General features: G+C 48.0%; 15 protein-coding genes. 3 read left to right on the top strand and 12 right to left on the bottom strand.

Features of this window, described 5'->3' with window-relative positions:
• Nucleotides 1-79: 79 nt before the first annotated feature.
• Nucleotides 80-415 (top strand): YcgJ family protein, encoded by a 336-nt coding sequence (locus ACMYSO_RS02045; RefSeq protein ID WP_434670713.1) that lies wholly within the window; start codon nt 80-82, stop codon nt 413-415.
• Between the two features lie 253 nt (nt 416-668).
• Here ACMYSO_RS02045 and ACMYSO_RS02040 read toward each other — a convergent pair whose 3' ends face one another.
• Genes ACMYSO_RS02040 through ACMYSO_RS02015 form a run of 6 tightly spaced genes read right to left on the bottom strand, consistent with a single transcriptional unit; the run spans nt 669 to nt 7,093 of the window.
• Nucleotides 669-1,322: a helix-turn-helix transcriptional regulator gene (locus ACMYSO_RS02040; protein WP_434669028.1), complete on the bottom strand. Its 654-nt coding sequence runs from the start codon at nt 1,320-1,322 to the stop codon at nt 669-671.
• 14 nt (nt 1,323-1,336) lie between these two features.
• Nucleotides 1,337-2,065, bottom strand: a complete 729-nt coding sequence (locus tag ACMYSO_RS02035; RefSeq protein ID WP_434669027.1) for a fimbrial biogenesis chaperone — start codon at nt 2,063-2,065, stop codon at nt 1,337-1,339.
• A gap of 24 nt (nt 2,066-2,089) precedes the next feature.
• Nucleotides 2,090-3,190: a fimbrial protein gene (locus ACMYSO_RS02030; RefSeq protein ID WP_434669026.1), complete on the bottom strand. Its 1,101-nt coding sequence runs from the start codon at nt 3,188-3,190 to the stop codon at nt 2,090-2,092.
• A 15-nt stretch (nt 3,191-3,205) separates the two neighbouring features.
• A complete protein-coding gene (locus ACMYSO_RS02025; protein WP_434669025.1) occupies nt 3,206-5,752 on the bottom strand; it encodes a fimbria/pilus outer membrane usher protein in 2,547 nt (848 codons plus the stop codon).
• Nucleotides 5,727-6,476, bottom strand: coding sequence for a fimbria/pilus periplasmic chaperone (locus ACMYSO_RS02020; RefSeq protein ID WP_434669024.1), 750 nt, complete (start codon nt 6,474-6,476; stop codon nt 5,727-5,729). The genes ACMYSO_RS02025 and ACMYSO_RS02020 overlap by 26 nt, the downstream gene beginning before the upstream one ends.
• A gap of 59 nt (nt 6,477-6,535) precedes the next feature.
• Complete coding sequence (locus tag ACMYSO_RS02015; RefSeq protein WP_434669023.1) at nt 6,536-7,093, bottom strand: fimbrial protein; 558 nt, start codon at nt 7,091-7,093, stop codon at nt 6,536-6,538.
• Between the two features lie 2,624 nt (nt 7,094-9,717).
• On the opposite strand from ACMYSO_RS02015, the gene ACMYSO_RS02010 reads away from it, so the two are divergent.
• Together ACMYSO_RS02010 and ACMYSO_RS02005 are read left to right on the top strand one after the other, a co-directional pair.
• Entirely contained in the window at nt 9,718-9,873 is a 156-nt protein-coding gene (locus ACMYSO_RS02010; protein WP_434669022.1) for a YnaM/YnfT family protein, read from the top strand.
• Nucleotides 9,874-9,923: 50 nt separating this feature from the next.
• On the top strand, nt 9,924-10,049 hold the full coding sequence (locus tag ACMYSO_RS02005; RefSeq protein WP_434669021.1) for a hypothetical protein: 126 nt from the start codon (nt 9,924-9,926) through the stop codon (nt 10,047-10,049).
• A 337-nt stretch (nt 10,050-10,386) separates the two neighbouring features.
• Here the strand turns inward: ACMYSO_RS02005 and ACMYSO_RS02000 are convergent, their stop codons facing one another.
• From ACMYSO_RS02000 to ACMYSO_RS01975, 6 genes are all read right to left on the bottom strand, one after another.
• Nucleotides 10,387-11,703 carry a purine-cytosine permease family protein gene (locus ACMYSO_RS02000; protein ID WP_434669020.1) on the bottom strand — a complete coding sequence of 439 codons (1,317 nt, stop codon included), beginning with the start codon at nt 11,701-11,703 and terminating at the stop codon, nt 10,387-10,389.
• Between the two features lie 63 nt (nt 11,704-11,766).
• Nucleotides 11,767-12,747 (bottom strand): biotin-dependent carboxyltransferase family protein, encoded by a 981-nt coding sequence (locus tag ACMYSO_RS01995; RefSeq protein ID WP_434669019.1) that lies wholly within the window; start codon nt 12,745-12,747, stop codon nt 11,767-11,769.
• Nucleotides 12,728-13,618 carry a 5-oxoprolinase subunit B family protein gene (locus ACMYSO_RS01990; protein ID WP_434669018.1) on the bottom strand — a complete coding sequence of 297 codons (891 nt, stop codon included), beginning with the start codon at nt 13,616-13,618 and terminating at the stop codon, nt 12,728-12,730. Before ACMYSO_RS01990 ends, ACMYSO_RS01995 begins: the two co-directional genes overlap by 20 nt.
• On the bottom strand, nt 13,608-15,008 hold the full coding sequence (locus ACMYSO_RS01985) for an acetyl-CoA carboxylase biotin carboxylase subunit (protein WP_434669017.1): 1,401 nt from the start codon (nt 15,006-15,008) through the stop codon (nt 13,608-13,610). Before ACMYSO_RS01985 ends, ACMYSO_RS01990 begins: the two co-directional genes overlap by 11 nt.
• 16 nt (nt 15,009-15,024) lie before the next feature.
• A complete protein-coding gene (locus ACMYSO_RS01980) occupies nt 15,025-15,276 on the bottom strand; it encodes an acetyl-CoA carboxylase (protein WP_434669016.1) in 252 nt (83 codons plus the stop codon).
• Nucleotides 15,277-15,302: 26 nt separating this feature from the next.
• Nucleotides 15,303-16,073: a 5-oxoprolinase subunit PxpA gene (locus ACMYSO_RS01975; protein WP_434669015.1), complete on the bottom strand. Its 771-nt coding sequence runs from the start codon at nt 16,071-16,073 to the stop codon at nt 15,303-15,305.
• Nucleotides 16,074-16,262: the final 189 nt, after the last annotated feature.

The raw sequence follows: 16,262 nt of genomic DNA, 5'->3' as shown, positions 1-16,262 counted from the left end.
GTCAGCAACCGGTTGGTGCTTCGATGCTATGTACTACTAACAGGATGATTCAGTGAAGAACAAAACAATGCCTTTCGTGATGACATGCTTACTGCTTGCTGCAGCATTACCTGCATATGCAAAACAACTGCAGTCCCTTTTTTCACCTGAAACGCATGTCCTGTGCGATAAGTATATTTGTGCTACGGCTAGCGACGGCGTTTCTCGTGCTATGACCGAGAAACATCTGGGTAAGCAAGCAGCAAAACGACTGAGTTCACAGGGGAAGTTTGATCCGACCTCGTTTACCTTTACCGGCGGGACGTTCTGCGACATTAAGGAAAAGTTGTGTCGTGAGGATCGATATTATGGGGCAGATGGCAGACGCAGCGGTGCGGTTTCTGAAAAATATACCCGCTTACTTTTCGGGAAATAATATCTACCGGGGGGGAGGGTCGGGTGGGCGCCATTAACATTGACCTGGCGGCGCCTGATATCGGGTCCTGAACGATAATACCGATGCGCCGGATGTGGTTTTTTGAAAAAAATGAGGTGGACCAGCAAGAACGCTGAAAAATAAACAGTCTGTTTATTTTATGGCTGGCTACCGTTTATCCGTTAGAATTAGCCGTCATCTTCCTTGCCAGGTGTTGATGACGGTATGTTATAAATACATTATGGCTGTTCGATTACATCGAACGACTGCATTCCTCATGGTTGTTGCGCCTTATTCTATTATAAATATAAGGTTGCATCTGTGCGCCTAACTTACAGGAAAGTTCATTTCTGAGTAGATAGATAGCCTTATCACTGACTTTTAGCGCATGGGAAACATCTTTTATGCTCATACCTTCCAGTAGGTGGAAAATCATCTGTTGCTCACGCAGGGTGAAACGGAAATCTTTACACTGCCTTTTTTTGTCATGATTAATTGTTGCGGCACAGTGCATTAAAAACACGCTCATCTGCTCCTTAACTATTTTCGGGCTCTTATCACCGAAAATATGCAGGAATGATGTCTGGTCCGGGTTATACATATCGACAAAGAACAGGACATTAGTCAACATGATACGTTTTGAGTCCTGCCATTTAGCGGGTAGAATAATGTCTTGCTCAAACTTTTTGCTACGGGCACTGTAGATATCAAAAAACCTTAGCGAAAACGGAATGAAATCAATGTATTTATCTATTAAATGGAATGGAATTCCCTCGCCGATATCATTGAGCAGGCTGGATACTTGCAATGACTCCTCAAAAATTGCATTGATAGCGATACCATCATAAACATTTTTGGTGAGATAGATAAATTTATAGCGCAAATTTGATGCATTGAAGCTGAGCATGTTTAATTTCCTTATTATTTATTAATAATATTTCCCACGCCGTAATCATCAACCCAGTTAAATGACACTAATCGGGCCCCCAAAGTAGAATTGTTTTTCAAAGGGATACGTATTGATGCATTAGGCAATATCATTCCATTGTCAGGGATGTCTTTTATGCGTTGACCATCATTTAACGTGATATCCAGTAATGTAAAATGCAATGGCGTTGGGTTGGCGATTTCAATGCAATAATGACTTCCGCATTTCACGGTCGAATATGTCAATCTCTTCACTTCGCTTTCAGGGCTGAGTTTAGCAACGGTGGCAGGCCGATAAAATATTTTTATGCGCGTACGAAAAGCGACCTGCAATAAGTTATCATTCCTATTTTCTTTTGCATTTGGCTTTGGTGGGACCTCCAGCACATTCAGCCAAAACAATGATTCTTTGTCCGCCGGCAATATAGCTGAGCCGCCAACAAACTGGAGTCGTACTTTTCGTGCTTCTTGTGCATTCAGCCTGAACACCGGCGGTTGAATGAGAAAGGGCATTTTTATATTTTCAGGCCTCTCCAGAACATCATCGTGGTCGGTCCATAATTGCATTAACACTGCACCACTGCCCTCATTTTTGACGCTAAATGTTACCTCGCGCTCACTTTCGTTCAATATGAGTCGAGTGTAATTGATGTACGTGGCTGACCTGACCGCCGGGCAGTAGGTAAACCATAATACAATAAATGCCAGAGCGAATTTAATCATGGTGTCAGTTCCAGTCAAACAGCATCATTTATAACTCAACGTAAAGGTTGCCGCCCCGGTAATGGTCCCGGAAGATACCGTGTTATCCGTTTGATATAACCCGGCACGTAATGGAACCGTATACGTGGCATTGTTCTTTGTTGAATCATAATCAGCCAGTAAATAAGATGTGTTAAATGATAACGGGATGTTCTGGTCATTTAATAATTGAATGCCCACGCCGCTCGCGCTTGTGGCCTGCGTTGTGTTTAAAGCAAACACGCCCATTGAGTTATCGATAATCGCTGTTGTCGGCGTAAATAAATAACTAATGCTGGCTAATCCCGCCGGACATTGCGTAAACACCAGATCAAAATCAGTCCTCGCGGTGGTGTAGCCTACGCCGGTAAATTCGCTACGACTGACCGGTGGCAAATTAACCGTGACATCTGAGGTTGTACAGGTTCCCCCGGTGGTGGAGATATTTAAACCGCCAGATTTAAACTCGGCAATCATGTAAGTCCCGCTACCGGCAAAGCTTGAACCCCCATAGGTTTGATAATGACGCATATAGATAGGATCGAAAATACCCGTTGTTCCGGCCGTTAAAGTTGTTGCCGTTTTTACAAATCGAATCTGCACGTCTACGCCGATATTCCAGGTCGGGTTATTGCTGTCATAACTGACATTATAGGAAGGGCCCGGAGTTTCATACATGCCAGGTATCGTGCCGGTCAGTGGGAACCAGTCGCTGGTTTGCCCCTTAATGGTATAGCGCCAGCGCAGAATATAACCCAGTCCGATTTTTACCACCGTGTTATAAATTGTATAGGTTTGCCCATCAACCTGGGTGCTTCCATTCGCGGCGTAGGGCGGATCGCCTTGTGCGGTCATCGCCACGGTATATCCCTGGTAGGAGGTCACATGTTTACATGTCCACGCCGTTGGGTTAGAGGATGTCAGCCATCCGCCTAATAAATCGCCCACCTGAGCATCTTTACCGACTTCCACTGTGGCGGAGTTGAAATATTGATAGTAGCCGTTAGTCCGCTCGCAGTTCACCCAGGTTCCGTCTGCTTTAGCATAACCACACAGCCCGACAAATGTGAGTAAACACAAGGCTACTACGCGTATTATTTTTTTCATATTCCTGTGCTCCCTTTATTGGCAGACCGCATTAATCAGTGGCATATCATTTATTGATGTCGTCCGTTTCTGCGGTAAATGATAATGAAATGAACAGCGCTGACTGCCGTTATTGCCCCATTGGACATATAACCGGCCCGATTCATTTTTCACGCGTACAAAACCCTGACCACCCTGAGTGATATATCCAACATTATTGTCGGTCTCATCGAAAATAGAGGAGCCGAAAGGCAAAACCTCGCCACTATGATTGATATTCAGAAGCGCGGAGTGGCCGGTATCAGTCTTATATTTCATTAAGACCACTGCACCCGCCGTTGGTACGCTATTCTGGCTGGTAACATCCAGTGAGACATCGTTTGAGAGGCCTTTGGGGTCAAGCTCTATGGTATTCTGGCGATATGGCGTCAGGTAGGGGACGGCCGCCTTGCCGCTGTTATCAAGACGCAAGCTGTTATTGCTGGTAATCTTCGCGCCACCGGCATTTTCAGCCTCAATGACGGCCATCGTATCGCCCATGATCGGCGTCAGGACAATGCCATTACGCCAGGCAATCGCGCCACCCGACATATTCATACTGTATTGCTGATAGCCATTACCCGCAGAAAAACTCCCACCTACCGTGCTCCACGGCGATGTCCAGTTACCGCTGACGCCACCCGTATTTTTGTCGGCACTGTCTTTATAATGATCAACGCTGGCGAATGCGTTGTAGTTAAATTGACGATCGCTACCTAGCGTGCCGGCAATGGAGTTCTGTAGGCCACGATGATCGCGTTCCTGAACATAGGTGGAGCTCAGATAGGCCGTGTGCGCGCTTTCACCCAGCGGTAATGAGATACCGACGGCAATTTTATTGTCCCATTTACCGGTGTCCAGATCGCGGCTCCGGTTAGCGTTGACGTTGAGAGTAAACCATTTAAAACCGTTGCTATAGCCTATCTGATATTCGGTATCTTGCCCGTTTCTGTTCCAGTAGTCCTGGGTACTGGCGCTGATATTAAAGCTACCCCAGGTATCCGAAATATTTTGTGCGGCACTCAGCTGAATGCGATTTTTTCGGTTAATGCTACTACTGTAATAACCGCTATGGGAACGCTGCTGGGAATCCCGCAATAGCATTGCGTCATTCATATCATAGTAGCCAGAACTTGAATAACGATAGCTCGCGAGGGTGATGTTGGTATTGGTGACGGGTAGTATCTTGGCAAACGATAAACGAATACTTTGCCCTTCGGCACTGGCCTCGTCATACAGTTTCGTTCGTGCATGTGCAATATCTGCCGATATTGCGCCAACGCCGGTATTCAGGGCGACCCCGACAACCGCCGACTGATAATCTTCCCCTCCCAACAGACCGGTATAACCAGTTATGAGGTTGGTAAAACCATGACGCAATGTTCCCATCATGATTTCAGGTTCTTCATTGATTGTTGTGTTGTGGTAGCGGCCACCCATCACGGAATAACGCGTGGTCCCCGGTCGCAGAAGCTCAGCAATCGAAGCAAAGGTCACGGTGAAACTGTGTTCACTGCCATCGGCCTCTTTAACGGTTACTAATAGATCGCCCCCGGTTCCCGTTGGGTAGAGGTCATCGATGACAAACGGACCCGGTGGAACCGTTGATTCATAAATGCGTATTCCACGTTGGCTGATGCGAACTAAAGCGTTGGTGTTAGCAATACCATTAATGAGTGGGGCAAACCCGCGTTGTGAGTCGGTATACATCCGGTCGTCAGACATCAGCATGACACCGCGAAAAGCGATGCTGTCGAAAACTTGCCCATCGGTGGACGATTCGCCAAGAACCAGTTTGCTACGAAGCGGAACAATAGCGCGCTCAAGATAGGTATTGGTATTGTCATAATTCCATCCTTGACCCTCGGTCCAGTTAAAAGAACCGCGATAGCGGAGTCGCCAGACATCCCAGTTAAATCCGCCTTGTAGCCCTAGATACTGCGTAGAAATAGAATCACTTCCCGACATTTCCGAGTGATAGGCGTTATAGTCATATTGCAGTGTTGCCGCGGTAATTCCATTATCCCAAAGTTCCGGGCTGACATAACCGCGGGCATTGCGTACTAAATAGATTTGAGGTGATTGCAGGTTAATCCGCTGCATTGACACATCATAGCTGGCGACCAGATCGGTTGCGATATCCTGAGGTTGTACACAGGCATGATCTGATTTTAACTTTTCAAGTATTTCTGGTTTTATCCTTTCAATATCAATGCCTAAATTTGCGACTAAATTAAGATCGAAGCAAGGTTTGGCGATGGTTGATTTTTCCTCTGTCATTTTAAAAGTGACATTAGTTTTGCCTTTCCATCGCTCATTGACATAAAGCTCTACTGAGTATTCGCCTGCGGGAACAGGGTTTCCACGTGAATATGCGCTAACGTCAACGTCAGACCGCATAAAATCCGTGTTGAAAATAACATCATCATTTTTTTCGGCATATGCAATCTGAGAAAAAACGATGGAGAGAAGAATGCATTGTGCAACCTGGGATAAATGAAATAGGGTGCTATTAGTTTTACGGGCTTCGCAGCATCTGTTCATTTGTAGTATTCCCGCCAAAATCATTAATTACGCTATAAAATAAAGTGAGCCCATACAGACTGTCTGCTCTTTTCTTGGTTAGTTGGAGACTAAGCTCTCCTTTGGGTTCTATCATTCTTCTGGAAAATTTTTCGACAGAAGCAATTATCGGAGAATCTTTTGCATTACGAACATCAATACTGCTAAAGGTTATGAAATAAGGGGAGCTATTTTTAACATTTAGCGTATTTCCACGGAGTTCAAAACTGATATTCCTGTAAGCCTCTAACGGGGTTTGAGGTAAGTTTTCCGGGCGATAGAAAAATTTAATTCTGGTGCGAAACGCGAGCTGTATCAGATTGCTTCCTGATTGAATCATGGCCGTCGGTTTTGGCGGTACTTCAAGCATATTGAACCAATAGAGCGTTTCTCTGTCCTGCGGCAGAGCAGGGTTGGCCGCCATGATACGTATTGCTTGTCCTTTGTTCGGGTCAATTCGAATAACCGGTGGTGTAATGATAAAGGGGACTTTACTTTCTCCTGGCTTTGCTTTTGCATCACCATCATCCATCCATAGCTGCAACAGATAGGGATTCTTACCATTATTTTTCAGTTGTACGACAGATTCTTTATCTTTAGCATTATAAATAATACGTGTTCCATTAATGACGACATCAGCGAATGCTGAGCCTGACATTAATCCAGCGGCAACAAAAAACATGCTGCAGATTGTTTTTTTAAACATGCAAGAACCTCGTCTTTATAAAAGGGGTAAAAGTCGCCGCTTTTACCCCTTAGCTGGATTTACTCGTAAATCATTGTGTAATCAACCTGAGTCGTCACTGTCCCAGGAATACTTGCGCCTGTTGCATAATACTGTGCAAAGTAGTTCAGAGTGCCATTCCCAGAGGCAATGCTAACCGGGATATCATTCTGTCCAGTTGCTACAGAAGCACCAACAATCAGAGGCTGACGGTCAGCATTCAATAACTGAACCTGCACATTTTGAGCTGTATCCTGGATGCTGCTGTCGATATTTAAACGGCCAGTACTGCTGTCAGTAAATGCACCTGGTTCAAAGTAGGTCTGCGCGGTATCTAATGACACACCAGTACAGCCACTGAGTGAAATATTAAATGGCGTCATACCTGCAGTTGCACCAGTAGCAGGAAGAGTAGATGACGATACGGTAGGCAATGTTACTGTTGCGTCTGAGTTACCACCGTCAACAGAAATAGTACAGGTTGTATCGGTAATTTTCCCATTGATAGTAATGCTGCCATCTACCGCAAAGGCCGATGCACTTACTGCTGAAGTAATTACCAGAGCTAATGCTGAAAGAGCATATTTATTGTTACGCATAGAATCACCTATTTTTATGATGTTGTTGCATGATATATCGACAATACTTTTGGAGATTAATAATCAGCCACTCCTTTAAATAAAGAGGTAATACTATCGACGTTGCGTAATGATCATATACAGCCATTACTCAACATGCAATAATAGGAATTTTCAAGTGGTTCGATTTATTTATTTTAAAATAACTCCTGTGTGTTGGTTTGTGTTTTGATATTTAAAATATATATCAAATTGGATTTTTATATCGACCTTATCGTATAAAAAAACATAAAGTATTGTAAGCTACCGGTCTTGATATAGATCAATTTTGACCGATCGCAATAACATTGCTGTAACGACATCGGTGTGTTTTAGGTACAAAAACAATACGAAACAAAGCTTGTTTTGTGTGTTTTTACTACCAACATTGAAGCAGGGGAAAAATTCTTTATTCATCCAACGTTATTGTATAAAAAAGCCTTTTATATTAATACATTATACTTACGCAGGAGATGGCGAATATTTTCACAGGAAATATCTTAATGATTACGGATAGTTTAATGATTTGTTAAATATTAACTTTTATCGAAATTTATACCAGTAGTGGTTTCTCATGAGAAATCAATTTAATGCAACATAATAAACCAGAAGCAAGCTGTGTTTTGTTTACATAAAAATATAATATCGCTTTTAAATGAAAGTGAGCCGCCGATCACTTAAGTCATTTTTTCTTTTTCGTGAGAAAAATCTTAAGTGTTATGGGTTTTAAAATTGATTTGGTCGATGGTGGTGACACTAATGGTGTTCTCGTGGTGTCAGAAAGAACATATAACTGGTTAATGTTCTGATACTTACGATTCAATTCCTCATTGCAGGCAGATATCCTGTGACACACCAGAAGAGTAGGGGGAATGGCGCATCAGACCGGTTCTGAGCTTTTTTGTCGATTTGGTAGCAGATCAAAATCCACGTAGCTAAGAATGAATCATGAATCCCAGCGAGCTTTTGCCAGGCTAATGTCGGAGCAAAACCGGCGTAACCCGACATCTTTGCTGTTCATTTTTGCCTTCCTTTCCCAGGTTGTTGTGCCCGTGACGGGTCCCGTTTCGCTGCAGCTGCTTGTTCTGGGGGCATCCGAGGCTGGCTGGAATTATCTTCCATCAAATGTGCAGGCGTTGTCACGGCTCGGCATGAGCATGCTTGTGAGCGGGTCTAGTGCCGTATCAAAGCATCAATGACTGTCGGTTACCGGACTGGCCACGTCGGTGATTAACCAGCGACTGTCATCCGTGTTCACCATAGCGACCCAGTCGTCGGCGGAAGTGCCGTCAGAGATCTCAAACCGGGTTGCTGCAAGACGAGTGATAAGACGCCGGTCGATAATGTCCTGCAGGATCGTGAGTCGGTTACATTGTTCGCGAGAAAAACACCGTTGCGTATGCCGTTATGAGTTTTATGGTATGACAGCAGCGATCGCTGCGGTGGGACTGTAGCGTAGACATTCGGTCAGAGACAGATATCGCAATTTAGCTACTACAACTTAAGTGCGCATAATGTATATTATGTTAAATTGCATGTCATGGGTAGTAGGCTCCTGTACCATGTACTACCCTCATGAACCTACAAATCCATAAGATAGCTAAACCGCCGTGAGGCGGTTTTTTACGCTCTTTCGCAGACCAGGACGTCCGTTCCTCGCTCACAGCGGACCTTCAACTCGATAGCTTGTCCGCTCCGTGCAAGAAACGGAAAGTCACGGCTTTACTCAAGCAATCATAATTCCTACCTTTTGCCCGCAATCATGACAAGTCCACTTAAAACTCATATTAAGCGCTGGCGAAAGCAGACCTTAACCCACCTCCCCAAAGTACGCGGGTTGACGATATGCCGTAAAGAGGTATAACGATGTAGGCGTTGCAGTAGTACTCATAGCGAGCACTCTGACCTTTGTGGTTTCGTGGTCTTTTTTTCGTGATGTGACGTTCGAAAACCGCCCTACTTTTCCAAGAGTACATTAAAGGATTTCAGATATGGAAATTATATATACTTTCAGCTTCAAGGACTTAGTCGCCTTTGCTGTGCCGATAATCATCACTGCCTTATTTTTCAAAAGAAGAAGGAAACGAAAAAGCATAAGAGTTAACTGCTCATTTTTATTTATTGTTTTATCTGTCGGATCTGCACTCGAAATTTGGGGTAATATCTACGAAACGTTCTCTTACAGGAACAACCATCTATATAACAATGACAAGTTCACCACGGTGTTCAATTACGATCTTCCTAAAATTGTATTTTTTTCCATTATCATAGTGGCGTCCATTACGCTTTTCATCCAGGAAGTTCGTATCAGGAAAACTCTTCTGTGAAATTAAATATTGGTACTTATCAGCAAGGCGGGCAAACAAACTGCCTCAGCCTCGGGATAAAACATTCTCCTGCTTCACTCGCTTAAAAATTTTTATCTTACAAGGCATTCGAGTGACTAACCGGCCTGCGAAACCAGGCCATCGTCCCGTAACTGTCAGAACCTGGAATGAATGTTCGTGTGTTGACCAGTGAGCAGGTACATTACTGAGACCTGCTTGTTATTATCTTGTTACGATTTCCTGACCATCATCTCTCATGTCTTTTGAACCATTTTACAAATGCGTTGCCTGAGAATGCGACCACCTCAATCAATAAGGCTCACCATGGTACCTGTTCTTCCTTTAACAAGCGCATTAATCATCTTTGTTGGTTTACTAACCTTTGGAGTAATCAGACTTTGGATTGGAGTTTCAAACAATCCAGATAAATTCTGATTTATCTTTTAAACGCACTATTACAATATATACCTAAAGGAAATCACACCATGGAAAAACCATCAAAATCAAAACCAGATACGTCACGAAGCAAAATCGCAGGTTTTTTGCCGACTCCTGTTCTGGAAGAACTTGTTCGTCGTAAATTCAAACAAAGACCTGATAAAAAACAATAATTTCTGCATGAAAACCACGACAGCCTTAGACATGCTCAAACCAAATAACTCCATAATTACTTCATCTTATCTCCACTCTATTTTCTTATAGTCTAATTTCTCATCACAATGAGAAACAGAACCATTAATGTGGTTTTGGATCGTTGTTGTTATGCATATTTGTCCTGTTAGACACCGCCTCTCTGGGCGGTTTTTTTATCATTATAAAATGCGACATTATAATTATCACTCACTTCCATATTCCCGTCATTCACAAAAGCCTGCTGTCACGCAGGATTTTGCTTATTATCCCAACCTGTAACTTTATCTGCGGCGAATATTGGACGAGTGCGCTGATTTAGACAATTTTTTGACTTTCACCCACCAGGGCCCACTGGCTAAATAACATGTATAACCCGCTGGCGCTGACAAATGTCGCCACCGCCGAAAATGCGGCGAAAGCGGCGGAGCCGTGCATCAACGCAATCCCCAACGCCACGCTGATAAACCAGGCTCCCACACCCGGTGGATAAATAGCCACATTTTCATGGTCCGGTGACACATTGCGGGCGATCCCGGCCAGTGCCACCCCAACCCACGCCACCACGAAAACACCCTGGTAGGCCAGCGCCTGCAGCAGCCATGCGAACACATCCGCCAGCATCAGGACATAAACCACCACGCCCACCACGCACGCCCACACCAGTTTGGGTAACTTGAGGTTAAACAGGCTGTGGAAGAATACCTGCATATTGACGGTGGCCAGATAATAGTTGGCGGTATTAATCCGCGTCTGCGTCACCCAGACAAATCCCAGCCCGGCTATCCCCAGCAGATTTAAAATCACCACCACCACCGCCGTTTCGCTTAGGGCGCCGCTGTCCGGAAGGTTGCTGGCGAGATAAATCCCCGCAGTACCGTTGAGGAAAAAAGTGACCAGATAAAACGGCATACCAAAATTAAAGCGTGCATGGTACTGGCTGTCTTCCTCGCGGCCAAAGCGCGCATAATCGAAGGTATACATCATCAATACCCAAACCCCCATGTAATAGGTGAAACAGTTCCACCAACCCCAGGGGGACGGATTGGCCGGACCATACTGCAACCAGTTGGCCTGGTAGCCATAGTGCATCACAGACATCACGAGGGTTGCCAGTAGCCCCAGCAGGTAAAACGGCAGCAGTACGCCGTTAAATTTATCCAGCCAGTGTTGAACGCTGCCGAAAATAAGCGGTACGCTGTAGATCACCACCAGTGCGGCCGCCACCCAGTAAACCATACCGGGGAACAGATGATGAATCGCGAACGCGATTACCGAGCCTTCAAATACGGCGTAATAAATCGCGGTGGAAAAAAAGATAAGCGTTGCCAGCGATGCCCCCATTCGCCCAAACAGACGGCGTGAAAACTGGGCGACAGACAAGCCGCTGCGCAGGGCAAAGCGGCTGATGACGCCATTAATCAAACCATAAGTCACCACCGATAACGCCATACCGATAATGGCGTTAATCGCCCCATACGCCTGCGCCAAAGATGCGCCAACCACAATGTAAAACACGGCACTACACACTGCCCACCAGGCCATCGTGAGGGACAATTTCCCCATGCGCGCCGATTCCGGCAGCACTGACTGACTAACATTATCCGCTGCGCGGGATTGTGGTGCTGAAGCCATAGCAACCTCCTGAAACACGCAATAACCAGAGATATCCGCCGCGGGGCGATGCCCCGGGCCGGGTTAACGCAACACGCTCGCCAACTGCGCCAGCCGCTGTTGAGACTGCCGGCGGTAAACCAGCGCCTCTTCCAGCGTGACGGGAATAAAGCGAACCTGTTGATTCGGTTGTAATTGACCGACAATGGCGAGATCGGGGCTGATAATCGTTCCCAGCGTCATATACCCTCCGCCCGATACTGCATCGCGCAGCAGCACAATGGGTTCCAGTCCGCCCGGAACCTGAACCGAGCCTATCGGGTAACAGGCATCGACAATATTGGACGGATCGGAGCCGGCACCAAAGGGCGGTGTCCGGGGATTAAACGCCACCGGCTGGCCGCCTTTCAGGCGATAGCCCGTCCGGTCCGCTTCGGTGCTGACCTGCCAGCTATCGGCGAAAAAATTGTCCACCGCCGCCTCAGTCAAGCGATGGATATAGAGGCCCGGCACCAGTCGCAGAGTGACCGATTTCTCCAGCACCGGCAGCAACTCGTCAGGAACGACATTGCCCTCCCGTCGAAACCGCGCGTCGTGTGTCGGGAACACCCTGAGTACGTCACCCGCCGCCAGTCGACGCCCCTGAAAACCGCCGAGCGCGCCGAGCGTATACGTGGAGCGACTGCCCAGTACGGACGGCACGTCAATCCCACCGGCAACCGCCAGATAGGCGCGACATCCCTGACGAGCCGGAGAAAAGCGCAGACATTGTCCGGCCCGGATAAACAGCGCGCTATGCGTCGCAGCAGGCTGGTTATCGACGATCGGCGTCATCGCCGCGCCGCACACCGCCACCAGTGTATCGGTGCTAAAGCTCAGCTCCGGACCGAGCAATGTCATCTCCAGCACCGCATCGTCCGGGGCATTTCCCACCAGAAGATTAGCCATCTGCATCGCGTAAGGATCCAGCGCGCCGGAAGGGGGGATCCCCAGGTGGTAGTACCCTTCCCGCCCGGCATCCTGCACCGTAGTGGCCAGGCCGGGCTTAATCACATTGATGGTCATACAGCCCCCTTTTTAACTGCTGAGGATAGCCCTGCGGATCGCGGAGAAAGTCGGCAAGTTCAAACTTCACGTCGCGAATGCGGGGGGAAAAATTGCCGCTATTCACTTGCTCGCTGATGTCGTCGTAGGTCTGACGGTCAATGGCCCGGAACTGGACAATATCCCCCGCTTTGAAGAACACCATCTCGTCCTGCAGATAGGGAAGTCCCTGTGCCGGGTCATAAATTGGCATCGGGGTGATGCCAAAAAGTTGGTACCCCCCCGCACCGCGCACCGAGTAAATACAGCCGAAACAGCCACCGTGTCCCAGTGACAGAGCGGGAGTATCGGTTCGCGGACGCAGGTACTTCGGCACCTGTAACTGCTTTTCTCGTTCGACCATCTGATACATAAAAGGCAAACCGGCGACAAAACCGACCATGGAAACGAACCACGGTGTACCACTGTGTGCGGCAATAAAAGCATCTTTATCCGCGTAGCCGTTGATGCTGGCGCCATAATCGAGGTCGCTCCCCTCCGGCACCTGGTGGCGATCGCGAAAGCGCATCAGCGTCTCGTGCGTCCAGGGATCGTTGTACAGCACCGGCACTTCAATAATGCGCGTCGCCAGGGAACCGTCGCCGTAGCTGTCCGCCTCCAGAGCCAGCAGCGTATCAAGCAATGCCTGGGGCGCCAGTTCGTCCGGGTTAAAGCGTACCTGGAAAGAGGCATTAGCAAGACAAATATCCAGTACGCCGGGCAGCCGGCAAGCCTCCAGCGCCCTTGTTAGCGTCAGGCCACGGAAAAAAGCGGGTAATGACATCGACTCATCGATTTCGGCGAAGAGATGCTCATCGCCGCCAAACGAGTAGCGGATCGGGTTATTGACCATAGCGCCGGACCTCCGGTATTTGAGTCGACGATTCGCCATCACGTGCGGCCAGCCACTGTTCCAGAGTGGTGGTGGTGAATTCGCCGGCCTGCAACTTGGGATGTTGTAATAGCCACTGATGAAGTGGGACGGTGGTTTTTATCCCGCGCAGTTCAAGGCTACTGAGCGCCTGACGGGCGCGAGCCAGCGCCTGAGGACGATCGGCGCCCCAGGCAATCACCTTAGCCAGCAAGGAGTCATACCACGGGGGCACGCGATAACCGGTGAACACATGGCTGTCGACGCGGATCCCTTCGCCGTCTGGCCACACGACTCCCTCTATCAATCCCGGACAGGGGAAGAAATTCCGCTCAGGATCTTCGGCATTGATGCGCATTTCACAGGCACTACCGCGCAATGTCACATCGGACTGAGTCAGCGTCAGCTGTTCGCCGTTAGCAATACGCAACATCCATTGCACCAGATCGATGCCGGTCACCATTTCGGTCACCGGATGTTCCACCTGAATGCGGGTATTCATTTCAATAAACCAGAACTCGCCGCGCGTTTCATCGAACAGATATTCCAGAGTACCCGCTCCGCGGTAGCGCAAGTGCCGCGCTAGTTGAACGGCGCTGTCGCATAATGCGGCCCGTTGGGCTGAACTCAGGGCTGGCGAAGGTGCTTCCTCAAAAATTTTCTGCCGGCGACGCTGCAGGGAGCATTCGCGATCGAACAGATGAATGACCCGCTCACCGTCGCCGAGGATCTGCACTTCAACATGGCGTGCGCGGTCGATAAAGCGTTCCAGATAAACCGCACTGGAGCCGAATGCCGCATTCGACTCACTCTGGGCAACGGGAAATTCACGCGCCAACGCCTCATCGTTCTCCACCACGCGAATTCCCCTGCCACCACCACCTGCGGCAGCTTTAATCAGGCAGGGATAGCCGATCTCCCCGGCACGGATTTGCGCCGCCTGCACCGTTTCCAGAACCCGGGACCCCGGCACAATCGGCACGCCGGCTTCTGCCGCAGTGCGACGGGCGGCGGCTTTATCGCCCATCACGCGGATGGTCTGCGCGTCCGGGCCGACAAAAATATACCCGGCCTGCACTACCCGTTCGGCAAACTGGGCATTTTCCGATAAAAAGCCGTATCCGGGATGGATGGCATTGGCGCCGCTCTGTGCTGCCGCATCCAGTAATGCTTTGATATTGAGATAGCTGCGTGCGGCCTGCGCCGGGCCAATGATGCACACTTCATCGGCCAGTTTGGCCGCAAGACTGTCGCTATCGGCTTCGCTGCAGGCGGCGACCGTCGGGATCCCCAACGCTTGCGCGGCGCGGATGATACGTACCGCAATCTCTCCCCGATTGGCGACCAGCAGTTTTTTTATTTTCCCCGCCATATGTCCTCCGTCGTGATTATTTGTTATCGGTTTTTATTATGGCAAGAACCTGTCCAGGCTCTACGGCATCACCGCTCTCGAGGGTGATAGCCGATATAGTGCCGCTGGTTTCGGCGAATATTTCACTAAACTGTTTCATCACCTCTATCAACCCAATCACGGTATCAGGCCCGACTTTATCTCCGGTCACGACAAACGGCGGCGCTTCCGGTGATGGCTGGCGGTAAAATACTCCCGGCAACGGTGAAATAACTTCAATCTCAGACATTATATATCCTCCAAATAAGTAGGTGGTTATTTAGCTTCGCCGGGCGAACACACTTTGACACCTTCATGAATAAGCGCTGACTTGACCGCACTGATAATATTAAGAGCGCCAGGAGTATCGCTATGAATACAAATGGAATCAAAGTGAATCGGGATGATATTATCCGTCACGGTTTTTACTTTCCCCTCCAGACAGGCCAGTAACACTTTATCGGCGATCGCCTGTACGCTAAGCTTTCCGGTCTTACGCGTGAAGACAATAAACCCTTGATCGTCATACTCTCTGTCAGCGTAAAACTCGGTAATCACTGGATGCTCCAGGCGCTGCGCCGCGTGCCATACGGCCGAACCCGACATGCAATAGAGGTAAAGACCGGCATCAAGCCGATGCAGCGCGGTGACAAACTGGTGGGCGGCGACCTCATCCCGCGCCAGATGCATATATAATGCGCCATGCGGCTTAATATGCTGCAGCGGCATCTCATATAAGCGAGCGAATTCCCGCAGCGCACCTAACTGATAAATAATATCGTTGACCAGTTCTTCCGCAGGAATCGCGAAATGACGACGGCCAAATCCCTGTAAATCATTAAACCCGGGATGTGCACCAATCGCCACGCCATTTTTTCTGGCGGACTCCACGGTTTTGCGCATAATGTTTGGATCGCCAGCGTGAAAGCCAGTTGCAATATTTGCAGAGCTGATTACCGTCATAAGTTCATTATCAACATCATCGCCAATCGCCCATGAGCCAAAGCTTTCTCCTATATCGGAGTTGATATCTACGGTTCTCATCATAGTAATTTCTTATTTCCATTAGGGAGTGCTTATTCACTATATGAATATTCATTTATATTCGGAAAGTAGTATTTTTAGATAGACTGATATCAGAAAAACAGAACGCTTTGAGTCCATCCCTACGGATATCATTGTTGCAGGTCGTCTGCACGCCGACAGCGCGCAAGTAACACAGCGTATATCCGGTAC

The organism is Klebsiella sp. B345 (assembly GCF_051131735.1).
In the GTDB taxonomy this organism is placed as follows: Bacteria; Pseudomonadota; Gammaproteobacteria; order Enterobacterales; family Enterobacteriaceae; genus Klebsiella.
The sequence above is the reverse complement of the archived record's forward strand: the minus strand, read 5'-3'. Positions and strand labels throughout refer to the sequence as shown.

Bases quoted from the DNA above. Each gene is read 5' to 3' on its own strand.
- ACMYSO_RS01990 (WP_434669018.1), bottom strand. From the start codon at position 13,618: ATGGTCAATAACCCGATCCGCTACTCGTTTGGCGGCGATGAGCATCTC.
- ACMYSO_RS02005 (WP_434669021.1), top strand. From the start codon at position 9,924: ATGGAAAAACCATCAAAATCAAAACCAGATACGTCACGAAGCAAAATC.
- ACMYSO_RS01985 (WP_434669017.1), bottom strand. From the start codon at position 15,008: ATGGCGGGGAAAATAAAAAAACTGCTGGTCGCCAATCGGGGAGAGATT.
- ACMYSO_RS02015 (WP_434669023.1), bottom strand. From the start codon at position 7,093: ATGCGTAACAATAAATATGCTCTTTCAGCATTAGCTCTGGTAATTACT.
- ACMYSO_RS02020 (WP_434669024.1), bottom strand. From the start codon at position 6,476: ATGTTTAAAAAAACAATCTGCAGCATGTTTTTTGTTGCCGCTGGATTA.
- ACMYSO_RS02040 (WP_434669028.1), bottom strand. From the start codon at position 1,322: ATGCTCAGCTTCAATGCATCAAATTTGCGCTATAAATTTATCTATCTC.
- ACMYSO_RS02035 (WP_434669027.1), bottom strand. From the start codon at position 2,065: ATGATTAAATTCGCTCTGGCATTTATTGTATTATGGTTTACCTACTGC.
- ACMYSO_RS02045 (WP_434670713.1), top strand. From the start codon at position 80: ATGACATGCTTACTGCTTGCTGCAGCATTACCTGCATATGCAAAACAA.
- ACMYSO_RS02025 (WP_434669025.1), bottom strand. From the start codon at position 5,752: ATGAACAGATGCTGCGAAGCCCGTAAAACTAATAGCACCCTATTTCAT.
- ACMYSO_RS02000 (WP_434669020.1), bottom strand. From the start codon at position 11,703: ATGGCTTCAGCACCACAATCCCGCGCAGCGGATAATGTTAGTCAGTCA.
- ACMYSO_RS01980 (WP_434669016.1), bottom strand. From the start codon at position 15,276: ATGTCTGAGATTGAAGTTATTTCACCGTTGCCGGGAGTATTTTACCGC.
- ACMYSO_RS01995 (WP_434669019.1), bottom strand. From the start codon at position 12,747: ATGACCATCAATGTGATTAAGCCCGGCCTGGCCACTACGGTGCAGGAT.
- ACMYSO_RS01975 (WP_434669015.1), bottom strand. From the start codon at position 16,073: ATGATGAGAACCGTAGATATCAACTCCGATATAGGAGAAAGCTTTGGC.
- ACMYSO_RS02010 (WP_434669022.1), top strand. From the start codon at position 9,718: ATGCGTTGCCTGAGAATGCGACCACCTCAATCAATAAGGCTCACCATG.
- ACMYSO_RS02030 (WP_434669026.1), bottom strand. From the start codon at position 3,190: ATGAAAAAAATAATACGCGTAGTAGCCTTGTGTTTACTCACATTTGTC.